We start from the raw sequence: 17,621 nt of genomic DNA on the forward strand, positions 1-17,621 counted from the left end.
CTGAGCCGCCCCGCTCCGTCAACAGCCTTCAGCCGACAAACTCATATTGCCGAACAGGATGGCGCACCATCGCGTCGAGATCGATGCCGTCAAGCAGCCAGCGCAACTGTTCGGTATCGAGCGTCACGACCGGCGCCTCGCGGCGGGGCCAGCGAAACCGGTCTTCGGACAAGGCTTTCAATACAAGCACGAACCCTGACCGCTCGAAGAACAGGAGCTTCATCCGGGTGCGCCGGCGGTTGCAAAAGACAAAGACAGCACGCTCGAACGGGCTCAGGCCCATCGACTGCTCGACCAGGATCGCCAGGCTGTTGATCCCCGCACGAAAGTCGATCGGGTCCCGGTGAAGATAGACGCGAAGATCGTCAGCCAGCCGGAACATTGCACCGCCCCAGAATTTCGATCATCGCCGAAAGAGCCCGCTCATCCACATCCTCAAGCTCAAGCCGCACACCATTTGGCAAAGACGCCATCAGCCGCATTCCTGCCGATGATGGCCGGGCCGGCATGTCGGGCTGCCGCGCAATCGGCGACGCTGCAACCACAGGAACAAAGGCCGACGTTTCCTGCCCTGCAGCAGCCGTCAAACTACCCTGGGCCTGCCGATCTCGGCGAAGCTTCACCCAGTTGCGTAACTGATTGGCGTTGACGCCGTGCGCCAGTGCCAGACGGGCAACCGATACGCCGGGCTTCATTGCGGCGTCGATCAGCCGGTCTTTCTCGACCGGATCGAAACGCCGCTTCCCGTTGGGAAGAACCTTCACTGCCCGAAGACCCCCTGAGCCCTTCAAGTTATCCAATGTCATTGTGTCCACAGTCTCCCTTGTGGACACAGACTCCCTCATTCGCCGTTCAGTGAACAGGTGCGGGGAATTGTGCGCTTACCGTCATTCACGGTGACGAGACCACGGTGCAGGTGCTGAAGGAAAAGGACAGGAAAGCAACTGACGAGTCCTACATCTGGGCCTATCGCAGCGGGCAGGATAGTGTCGAACCGGTTGTGCTGCTCGAATATCAGCCCGGTCGTGGGCAGGTGCATCCGCAGACTTTCCTTGGTGACTATCGCGGCATCCTGATGAGCGACGGCTATCAGGGCTGGCGCACCCTGAAGGGCGCAACGCATGTCGGGTGTATGGCTCACGCCAGGCGACGCTTCGTCAACGCCTTCAAGGCCGGGAAGAAACAAAGCGGGCCGCCCGCGCAGGCATTGAAGTTCTTCGACCAGCTCTATCGGATTGAAAGGCAGGTGCGGGACGAAAAGCCGGATGACGGCGAAACGCAGGCCGATTGCATCCGGCGCTTGCGCCAGAAGCATAGCGTTCCAGTCCTTGATGCCCTGAAGGAGTGGCTCGACAGGATGGCCCCCAAGGTCGTGCCCGACACCAAGCTCGGCGATGCGATCTCCTATACGCGAAACCAGTGGCAATATCTGACCCGCTACACCGAAGACGGCAGGATGCCGATCGACAACAATTTATTGGAACGCGATATCAGAGTTTTTGCCACTGGAAGGAAGAGCTGGCTATTTTGCGACACTGTCGACGGGGCCAAGGCAAGCGCTGTCATCTACAGCCTTATGCTGACCTGTCGCGCCTGTGGCGTCGAGCCATTCACCTGGTTGCGACACGTCTTTACCGAATCGCCGCAGCGTCCGGACGGCGCCAATATCGACGATCTGCTCCCATTTAACTTCGCCAAATCCACTGCCGCATAAGCCGCTGCGGGCGTCACAATCCACTGCGTCAACGCGCAGCGAAATGAGCGCTTACGGCATATATGCCGTAATTGTGCTCAATCGACACAAGCATCGGCACTAGTGCACCATCAATTTCCACCATGCCCGAACGTTCAAACGCTATTCCTGTCCAACTTGACCATTCGGCAATTGTCCCAGCAATGGTAATGGAATAAGGTGCTATTTTTAGGATCCTGCCACCGACGGCTATGTGAGTTCGCAGCCAGGAATCCACCGGGGAGCCGTCAGCACGCTGTAGTTTGATGTATTCATCCATTGGTAGCCGCGGGTCTCGTTGCTTCTGATTTGGACGAACCGGCGCAAACAATTCGTCGAAGCCAACATTCCTGGCACAGGTCTTCAATGCGCCCAACATTGCCAGTGCATTGCCAATACCTCGTGCTCTGGGCGCTAATGTGATTTCGAGTGCACTCATCGTGTTTGGTTTGCGACCGATTAGTTTATCCTCATGCGCCCAGCGGATAACCTGGTCCCAACCGCCGTCAGGCAATTCGGCACGCCCATCAACGTTCAGTGCAAACGGCACGCCGAAAGCTCGAGCAACGACCTCCTCATCGATAAGTCCTACAAAGGCATAGTCAAGGTAGTCAAAAAACACGGCCTTCCCAAAATACAGCTTTGCAGTTTGATTTTGGCGCATGAAGTTGGGCCAAAGACCATCGAATTTCGGTGAAAAAACTGAGGGAATCAGATCGGGCCGTTCCCGTAATGAGAATACCTTTAAGCTCATTCTTCTATCTCGCGCAAAACCTGTGTCACCTGAATCATTTTAACCAGTTGCGCCCCAGTCCGCAGCTTTTTCTATGCCGACCTCAATTGCGACTTGAACCCAAAGTCGCTAACCCAGAGGAAAGATTAGTGTCGAAAACCTACCGCTCTTGCATGGGACGAGCGACCGGTTTCAAGTCGGAATTCGCACCCTTCAGGAACCATTGCCCGGATCATATCCGAGATCACTCAATGGGATTTTACATTCGGGGAACTGAGGGTCGAAGACATGTTTGGTTGTCTTGGCAGGGAACTTCCGTCCGCTCCGAGCCATAGCAAAAATGATCTCGGGAGTAACTACCTCTCCCGGACGCCAAGCTTCTACACGAACACCGTAGTAGTCCAGCAACATTGCTGGCAATATCCTCAATTGAATCCGCTTGGCGACAGCCAGTCTATGATGGCCATCCATCACGAAAAGCTCTCCCTTATGGACTGCAATTGGAGTCTTCCAGAATTTGGCTTGGAGAATCTCTTCTTCAAGCTCAATAACTTTTCGGCAATCAACCTCTTCGGTCGGAGTCAAATCGTTGGGCTGTAAGAGATAGTAGCGCATTCGCGTATAACCTCCGATAGTAAAATACCTAATGTGTAGCCGGAACCTCGATTCCTTAGTGATGGCGTGCGAAGTTCCGATGGATCACGCGGGTTCAAAGACAAATAAAGCTTCTTGATTCTGGCATGGCTTTTCCAAGCTCCGGCGATGATGCCTTATCAGAATGCAGATCAGTTTCTGGTGAGGAAGGCGACGTTTTCCAAGACCATCAGACTTCGATCAAACAAATGCTTCATGCCTCGTTCGCCTGCGTTGATCGCTTCCACTATCAGGCGTGCACTAAGGCAAAGCCGCAACGCGGCGACCTGGACGCCCTCAAGCTCGCCGCAAGGAACCGGTTGTCCAACTTCGCAACGAACTGACAACATTGCGTCACCGGGCATCTTGGCTTTCACGGTCGAATCCTGGCACAAATGATCGTAGATCCTCTTGGTCTGCGGGATAGCCAGCGGATTTCTCCCCGCACGTCGACTTACGTGAAACAGTATAAAAGGAAAAATCGTCGGTAGCTGGTCCCAAGAATTGTGGGTGACTGGCAGATGGCGTTGTAACGTCGGTTGCTCTAACAGCTGAAAGTTAGGCGCATTGTTCAGCCCGGCGGTAACCTCCTTATGAAAGTCAAACACGACGCTTTGGACATCTTCCTCTGAAACACTACGGAAAGCACGCAACTCCACGAGCGCAGCTTCCCATCGCAAAAGTAAACCAAAATTACTGGCTTCCGGGAATGACTGAGCGCCTGCCCAATTTCGTGGCCAGTCTGCCCGGCAAGACTTCGCTCCGGGTATAGGGTGTAGTGGCCGTTTCTTCAAACGGCATGCCAGCGACTCAGGAACCAAGAGCATTGCCGAAAAGGCTGGACCTCCCAAAAACTTGGATCCAGTAACTATCACCAAGCAGCCGATGGTAAGATAGGTTTGCAGCGTCTTCGGTGCCAATCGAAATTGAGATGCATCGATGAGAATTTCAACACTATCAGGCCAGCGACGCTTGAGATCCAGCGCCTTGCTCGGAGTTGGAGCCAGTACGCCAGTTTTCGAAACGTCAGTCAACACAATCAAAATACGACTGTATCGCGTTATCGCAGCCGATACTATTGCCTCAAGCTCATCATCGACGGCCGCAATGGGTCGGAGACGGGAACCTTCCATGCGAACTGCTATCGATCTAACATCAATTGGATCTGCTGGATTAACCCTTATTCCATCACTCTCGCGGTGGGGAGAATGCATACCACCAGCCAGAGCATGAGCGACCCCACTCCCCGTCTCCTCCGATTGGACCATAATTGCCAATGTCTTTGCGACAGCGCTTCCTGCGACCAATTTGGAGGCGAGCATGTGAGCGTCGGTGCCAGAAGGGGAAACGATGAGTTCTAGCCCTCGAATATGTTCCAAACCGCATAAGCCAATGAATTCGGTGCGAAGTCTGTCGATCTCTTCTAGATAAACTTCTTCCGGTGCCCGTCCATGCAAGGTCTGCAATATCCTTTGGCGCAGTTTTTCCGCAGCTGAAAATCCGATGTCAGAAATCGTAGATGCGGTTGCGGAACCAAATGAGAATATTTCCCTGTCGGGAAGTGGTTTACGACCGTACTTATTTGTCATTTGGCCAGCATGAAGTTCGATCCGCTCGTCACCCCCCAAGGTTAACAACTCAGCGGTCGAAGGAAGATGAGTATTCAGGTGGGATAGCCGCTCTGTCATTTGACATCCAGATTGCTGTTCGGGTGGGTAGTCGGCGAATTGTTTAAGGCTGCTGACAGTTGGCGCGCCAAGACCCGCCGGTTTTCCGGAACAGCCATCATCGTCACGTGATCGCCTGGAACGGGCACAGCCTGGATAAACTCCGCGCCCAAAATTCGATCCCAGCCGCGCATTGGTGAATTTGCGTCCGGCGCTGCCGGAAGTCGTGCCCTTCGGCTAAGAGAGTGCTCCAGAGCATAAAATTGGTGCACGCTGACTGGCAGTGATGGCATCTCATACGAATGCACAGCTTGGTGAAATTGCGCGTATCTGATGGCGTCATAGTAGAGATCTGGTCTACCGACGCCTGCACCGATTTGTCGCGCTTTCTCAAACAACTGCTCAACGGAACTCTGCCCGGCCGATTGGCGCAGCACCTCGAACCCCTCATCACCCAGCGACTCCAGAGGTTCAAAGATCATTTGCAAAGCGATTTCTGTATCCGTCATCGCAGGCGACATCGCCGGTATTGGCACATCGATGAATGCCATAAATGAAACAGTTTCTTCGAGATAGAGCAGGCGCTCGGCGAGCGCATACGCCAGTACAGCCCCAGAGGAATACCCGGCAAATCGATATGGTCCCCGTGGCTGCACTTTGCGTACTGCGTGCGTTACTTTTGTTGCAATCTCTTCAAGGCTTGATCGACGAGCTTCCTCAAATGGCGGCCAAGGCAAAGCGTAGACAGGGCAATCTATGTCCATCTCTCTGACTAAGCGGAACACATATGAGCAGTCGCCATAACCTGTCGGAACAAAGAAGACTGGCGCTTGAGACCCTATCGTGCGAACCGGTAGCACACCGGGTGTATAATGGGATGAATCCAACTCGATCTTCGGAGCGAGGTCTTTGAGGATCGGGGCATCAAAAATGTTGCTGGCGCTGACCTTCATCCCAAGGGCTAACGCTTGGACGAGCAGGCGAACCGCCAACAACGAGTGGCCGCCGAGCTCGAAGAAGTTGTCGTGGCGCCCGACCCGCTCGACGCCGAGAAGCTCGGCCCAGATCCCGGCCAGCAGCGTCTCGATCTCGCCCTGCGGCGCCTCGTAGGCCCGACGCGCATAGGCATCGTCGTCGGGGACCGGCAGCGCCTTGCGGTCGAGCTTGCCGTTCACCGTCAGCGGCAGTGCTTCAAGCCGCACGAAGGCCGACGGCACCATGTAGTCCGGCAGCAGGCCACCCAGATGCGCCCGCAACGACGCAGCAAGCCCGGCGCCATCGGCTTCGGCCGACCCGTCCGTCGTCTTCGCAACCACATAGGCGACAAGCCGCTTGTCGCCCGCCGCATCCGCGTGCGCAACGACCGCGGCATCGCCGACAAGCTCATGCTCCAGCAGCCGGGCGGCGATCTCGCCCGGCTCGATGCGGAAGCCGCGGATCTTCACCTGGTCGTCGTTGCGGCCCAGAAACTCGAGATTGCCATCCGGCAGGTAGCGCGCCAGGTCGCCGCTCCGGTACATCCGGGCGCCGGCCTTGCCGCTGAACGGATCCGCCAGGAACCGCTCCGCCGTCAGATCCGGACGGTTCAGGTAGCCGCGCGCCACCCCCGCCCCGCCGATGTAAAGCTCGCCAACCGCCCCAAACGGAACCGGCTGACCATGGTCGTCAAGCACATAAAGCCGCGTGTTCGAGATCGGACGCCCGATCGGCACATACCGGTGAGGCGCCTCAATTCTCGTGTCGGTAAGAAAGGTGGTCGCCCAAATTGTAGTCTCCGTCGGACCATAAAGATTTCTGAGAGATTTTACCCTTCTACCGAGGTTCGAGGCCAGTTCTGAAGGCAACGTGCGTGTTTCACTAATTTCGGGACAGCGATTCCGGTAATTCGCGGACAGCGATTTCAGTAAATACGGGACAGCGATTCCGCTAATTCCGGGACAGTCTCGGACGTGGATTTAAGGTCGATTTTCGCAAGCGCCGTTCTGGCAGATTGCCTCCTCATCATCGGTTGAGAGGGGCCATGCCAAGACGGAAGCAAGCGAGACGAACGACAGTGAAAGACATTCGATCGATACTGCGACTGACGCACGAGCAGGGCCTTTCGGTTCGCGCCGTTTCGGAACGCCTGAAGATCAGCAAAACCTCTGTGGCGACGTATCTGTTGCGAGCGAGGGAGACCGGACTTTCGGTCTGGCCGTTGCCTGCGGGCCTGGACGATGATGCCGCGCTGGAGCGACATCTTTTCCGGCGCGTTGGCCGGCCGCCACAGGACTTGGTCGAGCCGGATTGGCGGTCCGTTTCCGCCGAGCTGAAGCGCAAGGGTGTAACGCTGACGCTGCTCTGGCAGGAATACAGGGCGAGCCATCCCGACGGCTACGGCTACACATGGTTTTGCGACCGTTTTGCCGTCTTCGAACGCCGCGCTCACGCGACGTTCCGCAACCGTCATGAGGCGGGCGCGGTGATGCAGACGGATTATGCCGGCCACACCATCCCCATCATCGACCCTTCGACCGGCGTCATCCATTCGGCACAAATCTTTGTGGCGATGCTTCCCGCCTCGTCGTTGACATTCGCCTGTGCCAGCTTCAGCCAGAAACTGCCGGACTGGATCGAGGGCCAGGAACGCGCGCTGAGCTTCTTCGGCGGCGTCACGAAGGCGATCGTGTGCGACAACCTGAAGGCAGGCGTCGCCAAGGCGCTGTGGTTCGAGCCGACGCTCAACGCCACCTTCGCTGCTATGGCCGAACATTACGATACGACCATCCTGCCGACCAGAAGCCGCAAGCCGCGTGACAAAGCCAAGGTCGAAGGTGCAGTGCTGATCGTCGAGCGCTGGATATTGGCTCGCCTCAGAAACCGACGCTTCTTCAGTCTGGCTGATCTGAATGCCGCGATCTCGGTTCTGCTTGACGACTTGAACAACCGCCCGATGCGCCACATCGGAAAGTCGCGCCGAGACCTGTTCGAGGAGGTAGAGAGAAAGGCGCTTGCGCCGCTGCCAGCAACGCCGTTCGACTATGCGGAATGGAAATCGGCGAAGGTCCATCCCGATTACCATGTCGAGGTCGACAAGACCTTCTACTCTGTGCCGCACCGCTTGATCGGCCGACAGGTTGATGTGCGTCTGACCCACCGGGTGGTCGAGGTATTTCTCGATCACAAGCGGATTGCCAGCCATATCAGGCGTTCTCAGCGATCCGGGCATGTGACGGTCAACGAGCATATGCCCAAATCCCACCAGCGTTATGCCAACACGACGCCGGCATCGCTTTTGAACCAGGCGGCAAGGATCGGGGTGAACACCGCCATTCTGGTCGAGCGGATGATGCGCGATCGTCCTCATCCCGAACAAGGATATCGCTCGGCCTTCGGCATTCTGTCCCTTGCCCGCCGTTACGAGACGGATCGCCTGGAAGCGGCGTGCGAGCGGGCGCTGGTCATCAACTCCATCACCTATTCCTCTGTCGCCGCCATTCTCAAATCCGGTCTCGATCGAACCAAACCCCAGACAGACCCGGCAAAACCCACCCCGCCGCACACCAACATCCGCGGCGGCTCCTATTACCAGTGAAGGAAAGGAAAGACCCATGCTGACACATCCAACCCTCGATCAGATGCAGGCCCTTGGCCTTGCCGGAATGGCAACGGCCTATCGCGAACTTGCCGCTCAGAACAACAGCAGCGATCTCAGCCGCGACGAGTGGCTCGGCCTGATGCTCGATCGGGAAACGGCTCTGCGATCCGACAAGCGCCTGACCAACCGGCTTGCAGCTTCAAAGCTCCGCTTTCCCGACGCCTGCATCGAGAACATCGACTTTGCCGCTCATCGTGGTCTCGACCGCCGCAACACTCTGTCGCTTGCGCAAGGGGCGTGGTTGAAGGCACATGAGAATATGATCATCACCGGCCAGACCGGCACGGGAAAAACCTGGCTCGCCTGCGCCTTCGGCCGTCAGGCTGCCCGGCTCGATCATTCCATCCTCTACCTGCGTATGCCGCGTCTGTTCGAAGATCTGGGCCTTGCCAGGCTTGACGGCCGCTTTCCACGCCTGGTCGACAAACTCGCCCGCGTCCAGTTGCTGATCCTCGACGACTGGGGAACGCACACGCTCACAGATCAACAACGCCTCGACCTGCTGGAAATCTTCGAGGAACGCTATCGCCGGAAATCAACGCTCATCACCGCGCAGCTTCCTGTCGCCCAGTGGCATGACATGATCGGAGAACCGACCATCGCAGACGCAATCCTCGATCGGATCATCCACAATGCGCACCGCATTGCCCTTGAAGGCGACAGCATGCGACGGCAAAAAACACCATCCCACTTGACCGGCGCTGAAAACGGCGAAATCAATCGCTCATGACTTCAACCAGGCAGGCGAAAATCGACCACACCATGCTGTCCCGGAATTAGTGAAACCACTGTCCGCGATTTAGTGAAACGACTGTCCCGTTCTTCCGAAATACGCAGGCAACGCTTCGCCGCCACACAACGCACTTAAATCGGGCGCACCCTCCCATCCGGCGTCGAAGAGCATACGCCACGCTGCCGGGGTCGCCTGCATCACAGTTATCTTCTGATGGGATAGATACCGCTGCAATCCAATAGCACTGGTCCCGTGAGCAACAACGACGTTAGCTCCCACGGCCAGTGGCAGACAGAGTTCCAGCCCCGCAATGTCGAAAGAGATCGTCGTGATCGCGAGGAGTGAATCGCGCTCTGTGAGGCCCGTTACATCTAAAAGAGCGCGTAGAACATTGAGAACACTCGCATGCTCGACCATGACGCCCTTAGGCGTGCCGGTGGATCCCGATGTGTAGATGACATAGGCGAGATGGCGCGCTGTCAGGCCGAGGGCATGCGGGTCGGGATCGTCAGCGGACTGGTCGGCCCAGGCGGGCGTGGCCGCATCGAGATCGACCACGCTCAGATCGGCGATTGCCTCGGCGCCGAGTGCGGCGCGTCCGGCGGCATCGCAAAGCAGCCGCCGCGGTGCGGCATCCTCGACAATCTGCCGCAGCCGCGCCGACGGATAGGCCGGGTCGAGCGGCACATAGGCGCCGCCGGCCTTGAGGATCGCCAGCAGTCCCACCACCATCGCCGGGCTGCGTTCCAGGCAGATCGCCACCGGCTGATCCGGCCTCACCCCGAGCCCGATCAGATGATGGGCCAGCCGGTTGGCATCGGCATTGAGCGCGCCATAGGAGATCGACTGCTCTTCGAAGACCAGTGCGACCGCGTCGGGCGCCCGGCGCACCTGCGCCTCGAACAGCGCATGCACGCAAAGATCCGACGGATAGTCCGCTTCCGTCCGGTTCAACTCCTCCAGCAGGTAGCTGCGCTCCTCAGCCGGAAGAATGTCGAGCTCGCGCACCGGCCTATCGGGCGCTTGCTCCAGCGCGTCGACCAGTTGCTCGAGCGCCCGCTGCATGTAGCCGCAGATCCGATCGGCGGAGATCGGTTCGACCGCATCCGCCGTGAGCCCCAGCTCCTGACCAAAATCATCCACCGACAATGTCAGCGGGTAGTTGGTCCGTTCCTCGTCCCCCAGCCATTCCATGCCGGACAGCACGTCGCTTGTTCCCTCGCCGGCCATGGCCGGCGTGTTGTGGCGATAGTTCAGCAGCGCACTGAACAGTGGCGCTGGTGCGGCAATATCGCTGCAGCGTTGCGCCAATGCCAGCGAGGCATGCTCGTGTGAGAGCAATTCGGCCAGACGGGCGTGGGCGATACGCACACTTTCCTCGACCCCGGTCTCATCCAGATCCAGCCGCAACGGCAAGGTATTCATGAACAAGCCCATGGTACGGTCGGCGCCGGCACCCGCATGCATGCGGCCGAACAGCACCGTGCCGAACACCACCTGCTCGCGCCCGCTGCTCAGCGCCATCACCTGGGCCCAGGCCAGATGGCAAAGGCTAGCCAGACTCACCCCCAGCCGCCGCGCCTGGTGGCGCAGCCGATCGTTGAGCGCCTCCGGCAGCATCCGCCGTGCCTCGCGGGATCCGCGGCCGTCGCCGTAGACCTCGCTCAGACCGAACGGCAGCGTCGGCTCGTCGATGTCGGCCAGCATCTCCCGGAAGAACGCTTCATGCGCTTTGGCATCCATGCCAAGCCGCGCCTGCGCCACCAGGTTGCGGAACGGCTGCGGCGTTGCAAGCTCATGCGCGCGCCCCTGCAGCACGGCCCGGACCTCGGCATACATCACTTCGGCCGTCGTATGATCGCCGATCAGATGGTGCTGCAACACCAAAAGCAGCCAGCGCCCACTGCCCGGTTCGCGCGCGATCACGAACCGCATCAGCGGCGCCCGGCCAAGGTCGAGACGGTACTGGCGCGGATCGAACCGCCGCCTGAGCTCATCGGCGCCGGAACCATCACAGCCCTCCAGCTCGACCTCGAGCACATCCAAGGACGCCTTGCGCCAGACAACCTGCGCCGGGCTCGACAGACCCTCCCAGACAAAGGCCGTGCGCAGAATGTCGTGGCGGTCGACCACCTGTTGAACCGCAGCAAGGTAGCGATCGAGCACACCCCGCTCGGCAAAGGCCATCTGCGACACCAGGAGATAGGGGTCACCCTGGGTTGCCAGCAAATGATGGAACAGAATGCCGTCCTGCAGCGGCGACAGGCCATAGATATCCTGGATATTGCCGACGCCGCCGGGCACCGTCGACACGATCCGGTCGATCTCCGGTTGGGTAAGATCGATCAGCGGCAGCATCTGCGGCGTGATCGCCGTACTCTGTTCCGTGATCGGGTTGGCAGGCACCGCCACCTCCCGGTGGCTGCCAAGATTGGCCGCCAGATCGGCAAGCATCGGCTTTGCAAATACGGTGCGAACCTCGACCCCGAGCGACAGCCGCCGCAGACGCTCCATCATTTGAACCGCCAACAATGAGTGGCCGCCGAGCTCGAAGAAGTTGTCGTGGCGCCCGACCCGCTCAACGCCGAGAAGCTCGGCCCAGATCCCGGCCAGCAGCGTCTCGATCTCGCCCTGCGGCGCCTCATAGGCCCGACGCGCATAGGCATCGTCGTCGGGGACCGGCAGCGCCTTGCGGTCGAGCTTGCCGTTCACCGTCAGCGGCAGTGCTTCCAGCCGCACGAAGGCCGACGGCACCATGTAGTCCGGCAGCAGGCCACCCAGATGCGCCCGCAACGACGCAGCAAGCCCGGCGCCATCGGCTTCGGCCGAACCGTCCGTCGTCTTCACAACCACGTAGGCGACAAGCCGCTTGTCGCCCCCCGCATCCGCGTGCGCCACCACCGCGGCATCGCCGACAAGCTCATGCTCCAGCAGCCGGGCGGCGATCTCGCCCGGCTCGATGCGGAAGCCGCGGATCTTCACCTGGTCGTCGTTGCGGCCCAGAAACTCGAGATTGCCGTCCGGCAGGTAGCGCGCAAGGTCGCCGCTCCGGTACATCCGGGCATCCGCCTTGCCGCTGAACGGATCCGCCAGGAACCGCTCCGCCGTCAGATCCGGACGGTTCAGGTAGCCGCGAGCCACCCCCGCCCCGCCGATATAAAGCTCGCCAACCGCACCAAACGGAACGGGTGCGCCATGACCGTCCAGAAGATAGATCCGCGTGTTCGCAATCGGACGGCCGATCGGCACATACCGGTGAGGCGCCTCAATTCTCGTGTCGGTAGGAAAGGTGGTCGCCCAAATTGTAGTCTCCGTCGGACCATAAAGATTTCTGAGAGATTTTACCCTTCTGCCGAGGTTCGAGGCCAGTTCTGAAGGCAACGCTTCGCCGCCACACAACGCACGTAAATCGGGCGCACCCTCCCATCCGGCGTCGAAGAGCATACGCCACGCTGCCGGGGTCGCCTGCATCACAGTTATCTTCTGATGGGATAGATACCGCTGCAATCCAATAGCACTGGTCCCGTGAGCAACAACGACGTTAGCTCCCACGGCCAGTGGCAGACAGAGTTCGAGCCCCGCAATGTCGAAAGAGATCGTCGTGATCGCGAGGAGTGAATCGCGCTCTGTGAGGCCCGATACATCTAAAAGAGCGCGTAGAACATTGAGAACACTTGCATGCTCGACCATGACGCCCTTCGGCGTGCCGGTGGATCCCGATGTGTAGATGACATAGGCGAGGTGGCGCGCTGTCAGGCCGAGGGCATGCGGGTCGGGATCGTCAGCGGACTGGTCGGCCCAGGCGGGCGTGGCCGCATTGAGATCGACCACGCTCAGATTGGCGATTGCCTCGGCGCCCAACGCCGCGCGGCCGGCTGCGTCGCAAAGCAGCAGCCGCGGGCCGGCATCGTCGAGCAACTGCCGCAGCCGTTCGCTGGGATAGGCCGGGTCGAGCGGCACATAGGCGCCGCCGGCCTTGAGGATCGCCAGCAGTCCCACCACCATCGCCGGGCTGCGCTCGACGCAGATCGCCACTGGCTGGTCCGGCCTCACCCCGAGCCCGATCAGATGATGGGCCAGCCGGTTGGCATCGGCATTGAGCGCGCCATAGGAGATCGACTGCTCTTCGAAGACCAGTGCGACCGCGTCGGGCGCCCGGCGCACCTGCGCCTCGAACAGCTCATGCACGCAAAGATCCAACGGATAGTCCGCTTCCGTCCGGTTCAACTCCTCCAGCAGGTAGCTGCGCTCCTCAGCTGACAGCAGATCGATCCGGCCCACCGGTTGTTGTGGAGTGAGTGTAGCTACGCTTAGAAAATTCTCGAGATGCTGCGTAATATTGCCGATTTTCCCGGGCGCCCAGCGATTTTCATCAACGTGCCATCTAAAGCTCCCATCGACCGCGTTAATTTCAAGCGTCAATAAACTGCCTGGTAAGGCCATTTGCGACTCGGGACTCGACTCAAGTTTGTCAACTGACGGGCCGTGGCTCTTCGTCATCATAACGCCAATTGGCCACGGTTGACCCGATTGCAGCGCTTTGACGCCCAACAGTGCCGGGCTACGTGCTATCAGGTCGCGGGCGAAGCTAGCGTTTCTACGCAACAGAACACATTCAGCCGCTACCATCGCTCGTAGCTCAGAAAAACCGCGATCGAGGTCGATGGAGATTTCCATCGGCACGATAGACGCTATAAGCTTCTGCGCCGAACGCTCCTCAATCTGCGCTTTATCGAGTGCTGGACGCCAACCCAGCTGAAGCTCGGCTTCACCTTCCGCGCGGGCAATATAAACCAACCAAGCACTCAACAAGCATTCCACGCCGTCCGTCGGCGAGAATTCTGCCAAGGCATCTATATTATGCCAGGAGCTCGTGTGCCATTTGGGTGGTTGTTCGGCCTGCAAAGACGAAACATAAGGCGGCTGCGACGGTTTAAATCTCTCAAGTCGCCGCAGCCAAAATCTCTCCCGTGGTGCCAACGCTTCACAGATACTCGTTATGGATAATCGGTGGTCAGCGCTCAAAATCGCGAGACGGTCACCTACATTCAGACGAGAGCCTGCGAGTGCTATCGCATCGAGGATCGGGCCATTGGGAGCACCAAACCAAACATCAACGTCCTCTGTTTCCGTCGCCACACGCCAGTGGTCCGGATATATTTCGAGCAGCGAGCCTGACTGATAATCAGATGACCGAGTGGATACCTCCAAGTACCGAACTGGGATAGCATCTTCTCCGACAACGACCTTAGGCAAACACAACGGATTTGGATGAAAAGGACCGAAGTCCAAACCACGGACAATCGCTGATAATTCCTGCGCTGACTGATTCCATCTCAGGCAACCAGCGGCAACAGGGCGTTGGTTCCTCGGAAAATAGGTCCTGTTCGCCAGCGCCTGCGGGCGGCCCTGGAGATCGGCACCCGCTATTATCATCGCTAAAAGCGCGCGAAATCCTTCTATCGCGGCCTCATAGCATTTGAGGTTGAGAGTCAATGCCGTGTCGGTTGATGCAATGGACAGCGGGCACTGCACAACTACGTTGCCCGTATCAATACCAGAATTGATGTGATGCCACGAAATGGCGTATTGGCTCTCTTGCGCCAGAATAGCCCAGCTTGTCGCGTGGGTCCCTGCGTAACGCGGCAGTGGGCTGTCGTGATAATTAAACGCACCGACACGTGCTCGCTCCAATAAATGAGCTGGCAAGATAACGGGATTGACAACGGAAAATATCAAATCGACATTCACGTCGTATAGAAATTCATAGATCTGCTCGACGTTATCGAAGCACCGGATGCCTAAATTGGTAGCCCAGGCACGAAATACATCATCTGTAGGTAGAACGGCGGGTATGGAGCAGCCCATTTCCTTTGCCGTCTGCGCACATCTAATACTAAGCGAACCACCACCGACAAAGATAGCTGACATAGTTCGTGTAGTGCTGGGGTCTCGCAGATCTTGGCCGCAAAGCCCATAGCCATACGGGCTTTTCGGAAGCGACAAATAGATCATCTTGTTCCTCTTTAGTGCTCTCGTGCTCACGCGCTGGTGCGGCACCCGCAATTACGGCGACCTGGTCACCGAGCAGCTGGAGGCGCTTTGGTCACCGGAAGAGATGGCCGGCCACCTGCTTCGCCCTTTTGGCGTGCCGCCGAGATAGGCGCGCATGTCGAGCAGCGACTTCTCGAGCACGTCGAAATTGCGGCGGAACTCCCCGGTCATGTAAGGCCAGGGTCCGCCGCCATGGCAAGTAGGTCCGGAGTCGAGAATCTGTCATCGGGTCTGTCCTTCGCAAGTTTGCCGCGACGGGCACCTGGAGAGGTGTTTGACTTTTCTCATTCATTAATCAATACATTCGATATTGAAGAACCATTTCTCGAATGTTGATGATCCATGGATACACTGATGAGCCTGCGGCTGTTCTGCACCGTGTCAGAACTGACGAGCTTCACTGCTGCCGCCGACCGCCTCGGCATTTCGCCGGCAATGGCGAGCAAACATGTGATGCAGCTTGAGAACAGGCTGGGCACCCGGCTGCTCAACCGGACCAGCCGCCGCGTCAGCCTGACGGAAACCGGATGGCTTTATTTCTACCAGGCCAAGCAGTTGCTCGAAGGGCTTGACGAGGTGGAAGCAGCCATCGGCAACGTTACGGTGGCGCCCCGCGGAATCCTGAAACTGAGTGCACCGGTTTGGGCGGCCAGCATCGGCTTCGTGAGCCGACTGGCCGAGTATAACCGGCGCTATCCCGACGTCTGCCTAGACGTGGATCTAAGCGGCCGCATGGTGAATCTGGTGGACGAAGGTTTCGATCTTGCCCTGCGGGCAACGTCGCCCGACCGGCTCGATCTGGGCCTCGTCGCCCGTCCGCTGGCCGATATAGAATTCCACCTCATGGCATCGCCGGAATATCTGGAACGAGCAGGTCGACCCAAAGGCTTCGCGGATCTTAACGGTCACGCGCTGCTTCGTTTCAGCGGGGTCGACCTCAGTGACATCATGGCGCTGAAAGGCGCAATTGGACAGTACAAAGTCACATTTCGTACCGTGATGTCGAGCGAGAACGAGACTATTCTCCAGCTCGCAGCTCTGCGAGGTATGGGCCTTGTCTTCCTGCCGAAATGGATGACCAAGCAGGACATCGAGGCAGGTCGATTGGAGACGGTGCTTCCAGACGCGATCGGGTTCGCGCCCACGTTATATGCTGTGTATCCGAGCCGGAAATATCTTTCCGCCAAAGTCCGAACTTTCATTGACTTCATGACGACGAGCTTGCAGGGGTTAGAATAAACACGATTGTGCAGGTACGATCGTGTCCCGTCAGGTGGTGTAGGTCCTGAGGATTAGGCGGCCATCAGGGCGTTGGTGCACGGACCGTTTGGCGTTCTGAGTTAGGCAGGAGGGAACCGCAACAGCTCTTGTCGTTTAGTCATGCCTTTCAAACACAATGCCAGCCGTCGTCATCACATTGAGAAGACGAAGTTCAGGGTGACGACCTGGCCGGAGTATGAAGCAGGACTTCGTCGGCGTGGCAGCCTGACCTTGTGGCTGACACCGGAAGCCCTGTCCAAATGGTATGCCCCAAGACGCAAGACCCGCGGCGGCCAGCACCGTTATTCCGATCTGCAATCGAGACCACCTTGACGCTGGGCCTGGTGTTTGGCTTGCGGCTTCGCCAGGCAGAAGGCTTGGTGGGATCGGTGCTGCAATTGATGGGCTTAGCGCTTGCCGTCCCCGATCACACCACGCTGAGCCGTCGGGCGCGCGCATGGCGATCTGCCGGGAAGCGGCCCGGAAATCAGGTTCCACCTGCCGGACCGTTGCATGCTCTGGTGGACAGCACCGGCCTGCAGGTTTACGGCGCGGGCCAGTGGCTGGAGGAGAAGCATGGCGCCAGATCCCGCCGAGGTTGGCGAAAGCTGCATCTGGCACTGGATGCCGATAGCGGCGAGATCGTTGCCCATACCCTGACGGATCAGGATGCTGGTGATGTCTCTCAAGTTGCGCCACTCCTCGACCAGATTGGCGGTCCGATCGGACAGTTCACAGCCGACGGTGCCTATGATGGAAAACCTACATACGACGCAGTCATCGATCATAGCGCGGCGGCTGCTATCGTCATTCCGCCTCGCGCCAACGCGGTCGAGCCAAGCGACGATAGACCTTCCGGCCAACGGAACCGGCATATCGTCGCAATCAACAGTGACGGCCGGATGAAATGGCAGGTCTCTAACGGTTACGGCAAACGCTCGCTGGTTGAGACGGCAATCGGGCGATACAAGTCCATCATCGGGCGGCGTCTGCGGGCCAGGTCGCTGCCTGGTCAGCAGACCGAAGTCGCCATCGGCTGCGCCGTCCTCAACCGCATGCTTGCTTGCGCACGCCCGAAAGCCGTCCGCCGCAAGGCAGCCACGCCATAGTCAGCCGTTTCAATGATCCCCATCCGTTCAGTTCCACATCCGTGCACCAACGCCCTATCTTCA

At 58.7% G+C, this 17,621-nt stretch carries 10 protein-coding genes and 3 pseudogenes; 5 read left to right on the plus strand and 8 right to left on the minus strand.

Annotation, left to right across the window (positions count from 1 at the left end):
* Nucleotides 1-28: 28 nt before the first annotated feature.
* Complete coding sequence (tnpB, locus tag BA011_RS33495; protein WP_018240906.1) at nucleotides 29-382, minus strand: IS66 family insertion sequence element accessory protein TnpB; 354 nt, start codon at nucleotides 380-382, stop codon at nucleotides 29-31.
* Complete coding sequence (tnpA, locus tag BA011_RS33500; RefSeq protein ID WP_065282368.1) at nucleotides 366-806, minus strand: IS66-like element accessory protein TnpA; 441 nt, start codon at nucleotides 804-806, stop codon at nucleotides 366-368. The genes tnpB and tnpA overlap by 17 nt, the downstream gene beginning before the upstream one ends.
* 80 nt (nucleotides 807-886) lie before the next feature.
* Between tnpA and tnpC the strand changes: the two are divergent.
* Nucleotides 887-1,714 (plus strand): annotated as a pseudogene (gene tnpC, locus BA011_RS33505) (IS66 family transposase); the annotation flags it as partial.
* Nucleotides 1,715-1,742: 28 nt separating this feature from the next.
* On the opposite strand, the gene BA011_RS33510 reads toward tnpC, so the two are convergent.
* The 4 genes and pseudogenes from BA011_RS33510 to BA011_RS45545 form a co-directional block, all read right to left on the minus strand.
* On the minus strand, nucleotides 1,743-2,396 hold the full coding sequence (locus BA011_RS33510) for a hypothetical protein (RefSeq protein WP_065284174.1): 654 nt from the start codon (nucleotides 2,394-2,396) through the stop codon (nucleotides 1,743-1,745).
* 282 nt (nucleotides 2,397-2,678) lie between these two features.
* The gene (locus tag BA011_RS33515; RefSeq protein ID WP_065284018.1) at nucleotides 2,679-3,080 is read right to left on the minus strand and encodes a ParB N-terminal domain-containing protein; all 402 of its coding nucleotides are present in this window, start codon (nucleotides 3,078-3,080) and stop codon (nucleotides 2,679-2,681) included.
* A 170-nt stretch (nucleotides 3,081-3,250) separates the two neighbouring features.
* Nucleotides 3,251-4,786 (minus strand): hypothetical protein, encoded by a 1,536-nt coding sequence (locus tag BA011_RS33520; RefSeq protein ID WP_065284019.1) that lies wholly within the window; start codon nucleotides 4,784-4,786, stop codon nucleotides 3,251-3,253.
* A pseudogene (locus BA011_RS45545) lies at nucleotides 4,783-6,570 on the minus strand (thioesterase domain-containing protein); the annotation flags it as partial. The pseudogene BA011_RS45545 and the gene BA011_RS33520, both read right to left, overlap by 4 nt.
* Nucleotides 6,571-6,785: 215 nt before the next feature.
* Between BA011_RS45545 and istA the strand changes: the two are divergent.
* Nucleotides 6,786-8,339 (plus strand): IS21 family transposase, encoded by a 1,554-nt coding sequence (gene istA / locus BA011_RS33530; RefSeq protein ID WP_065279982.1) that lies wholly within the window; start codon nucleotides 6,786-6,788, stop codon nucleotides 8,337-8,339.
* A 16-nt stretch (nucleotides 8,340-8,355) separates the two neighbouring features.
* Complete coding sequence (gene istB / locus BA011_RS33535; protein ID WP_065279981.1) at nucleotides 8,356-9,132, plus strand: IS21-like element helper ATPase IstB; 777 nt, start codon at nucleotides 8,356-8,358, stop codon at nucleotides 9,130-9,132.
* Between the two features lie 69 nt (nucleotides 9,133-9,201).
* Here the strand turns inward: istB and BA011_RS33540 are convergent, their stop codons facing one another.
* Nucleotides 9,202-15,150 carry a non-ribosomal peptide synthetase gene (locus tag BA011_RS33540; RefSeq protein ID WP_151343718.1) on the minus strand — a complete coding sequence of 1,983 codons (5,949 nt, stop codon included), beginning with the start codon at nucleotides 15,148-15,150 and terminating at the stop codon, nucleotides 9,202-9,204.
* Between the two features lie 51 nt (nucleotides 15,151-15,201).
* On the minus strand, nucleotides 15,202-15,360 hold the full coding sequence (locus BA011_RS33545) for a hypothetical protein (protein WP_237352813.1): 159 nt from the start codon (nucleotides 15,358-15,360) through the stop codon (nucleotides 15,202-15,204).
* 171 nt (nucleotides 15,361-15,531) lie between these two features.
* Here BA011_RS33545 and BA011_RS33550 point away from each other — a divergent pair, with 171 nt between their 5' ends.
* Both BA011_RS33550 and BA011_RS33555 read left to right on the plus strand, forming a co-directional pair.
* Nucleotides 15,532-16,428 carry a LysR family transcriptional regulator gene (locus BA011_RS33550; RefSeq protein ID WP_065284022.1) on the plus strand — a complete coding sequence of 299 codons (897 nt, stop codon included), beginning with the start codon at nucleotides 15,532-15,534 and terminating at the stop codon, nucleotides 16,426-16,428.
* A 141-nt stretch (nucleotides 16,429-16,569) separates the two neighbouring features.
* Nucleotides 16,570-17,558, plus strand: a pseudogene (locus BA011_RS33555) (IS5 family transposase).
* Nucleotides 17,559-17,621 lie beyond the last annotated feature (63 nt).

It is taken from the genome of Rhizobium leguminosarum, from assembly GCF_001679785.1.
In the GTDB taxonomy this organism is placed as follows: domain Bacteria; phylum Pseudomonadota; class Alphaproteobacteria; order Rhizobiales; family Rhizobiaceae; genus Rhizobium; species Rhizobium leguminosarum_R.

Bases quoted from the DNA above. Each gene is read 5' to 3' on its own strand.
- tnpB (WP_018240906.1), bottom strand. From the start codon at position 382: ATGTTCCGGCTGGCTGACGATCTTCGCGTCTATCTTCACCGGGACCCG.
- tnpA (WP_065282368.1), bottom strand. From the start codon at position 806: ATGACATTGGATAACTTGAAGGGCTCAGGGGGTCTTCGGGCAGTGAAG.
- BA011_RS33510 (WP_065284174.1), bottom strand. From the start codon at position 2,396: ATGCGCCAAAATCAAACTGCAAAGCTGTATTTTGGGAAGGCCGTGTTT.
- BA011_RS33515 (WP_065284018.1), bottom strand. From the start codon at position 3,080: ATGCGCTACTATCTCTTACAGCCCAACGATTTGACTCCGACCGAAGAG.
- BA011_RS33520 (WP_065284019.1), bottom strand. From the start codon at position 4,786: ATGACAGAGCGGCTATCCCACCTGAATACTCATCTTCCTTCGACCGCT.
- istA (WP_065279982.1), top strand. From the start codon at position 6,786: ATGCCAAGACGGAAGCAAGCGAGACGAACGACAGTGAAAGACATTCGA.
- istB (WP_065279981.1), top strand. From the start codon at position 8,356: ATGCTGACACATCCAACCCTCGATCAGATGCAGGCCCTTGGCCTTGCC.
- BA011_RS33540 (WP_151343718.1), bottom strand. From the start codon at position 15,150: ATGATCTATTTGTCGCTTCCGAAAAGCCCGTATGGCTATGGGCTTTGC.
- BA011_RS33545 (WP_237352813.1), bottom strand. From the start codon at position 15,360: ATGACCGGGGAGTTCCGCCGCAATTTCGACGTGCTCGAGAAGTCGCTG.
- BA011_RS33550 (WP_065284022.1), top strand. From the start codon at position 15,532: ATGGATACACTGATGAGCCTGCGGCTGTTCTGCACCGTGTCAGAACTG.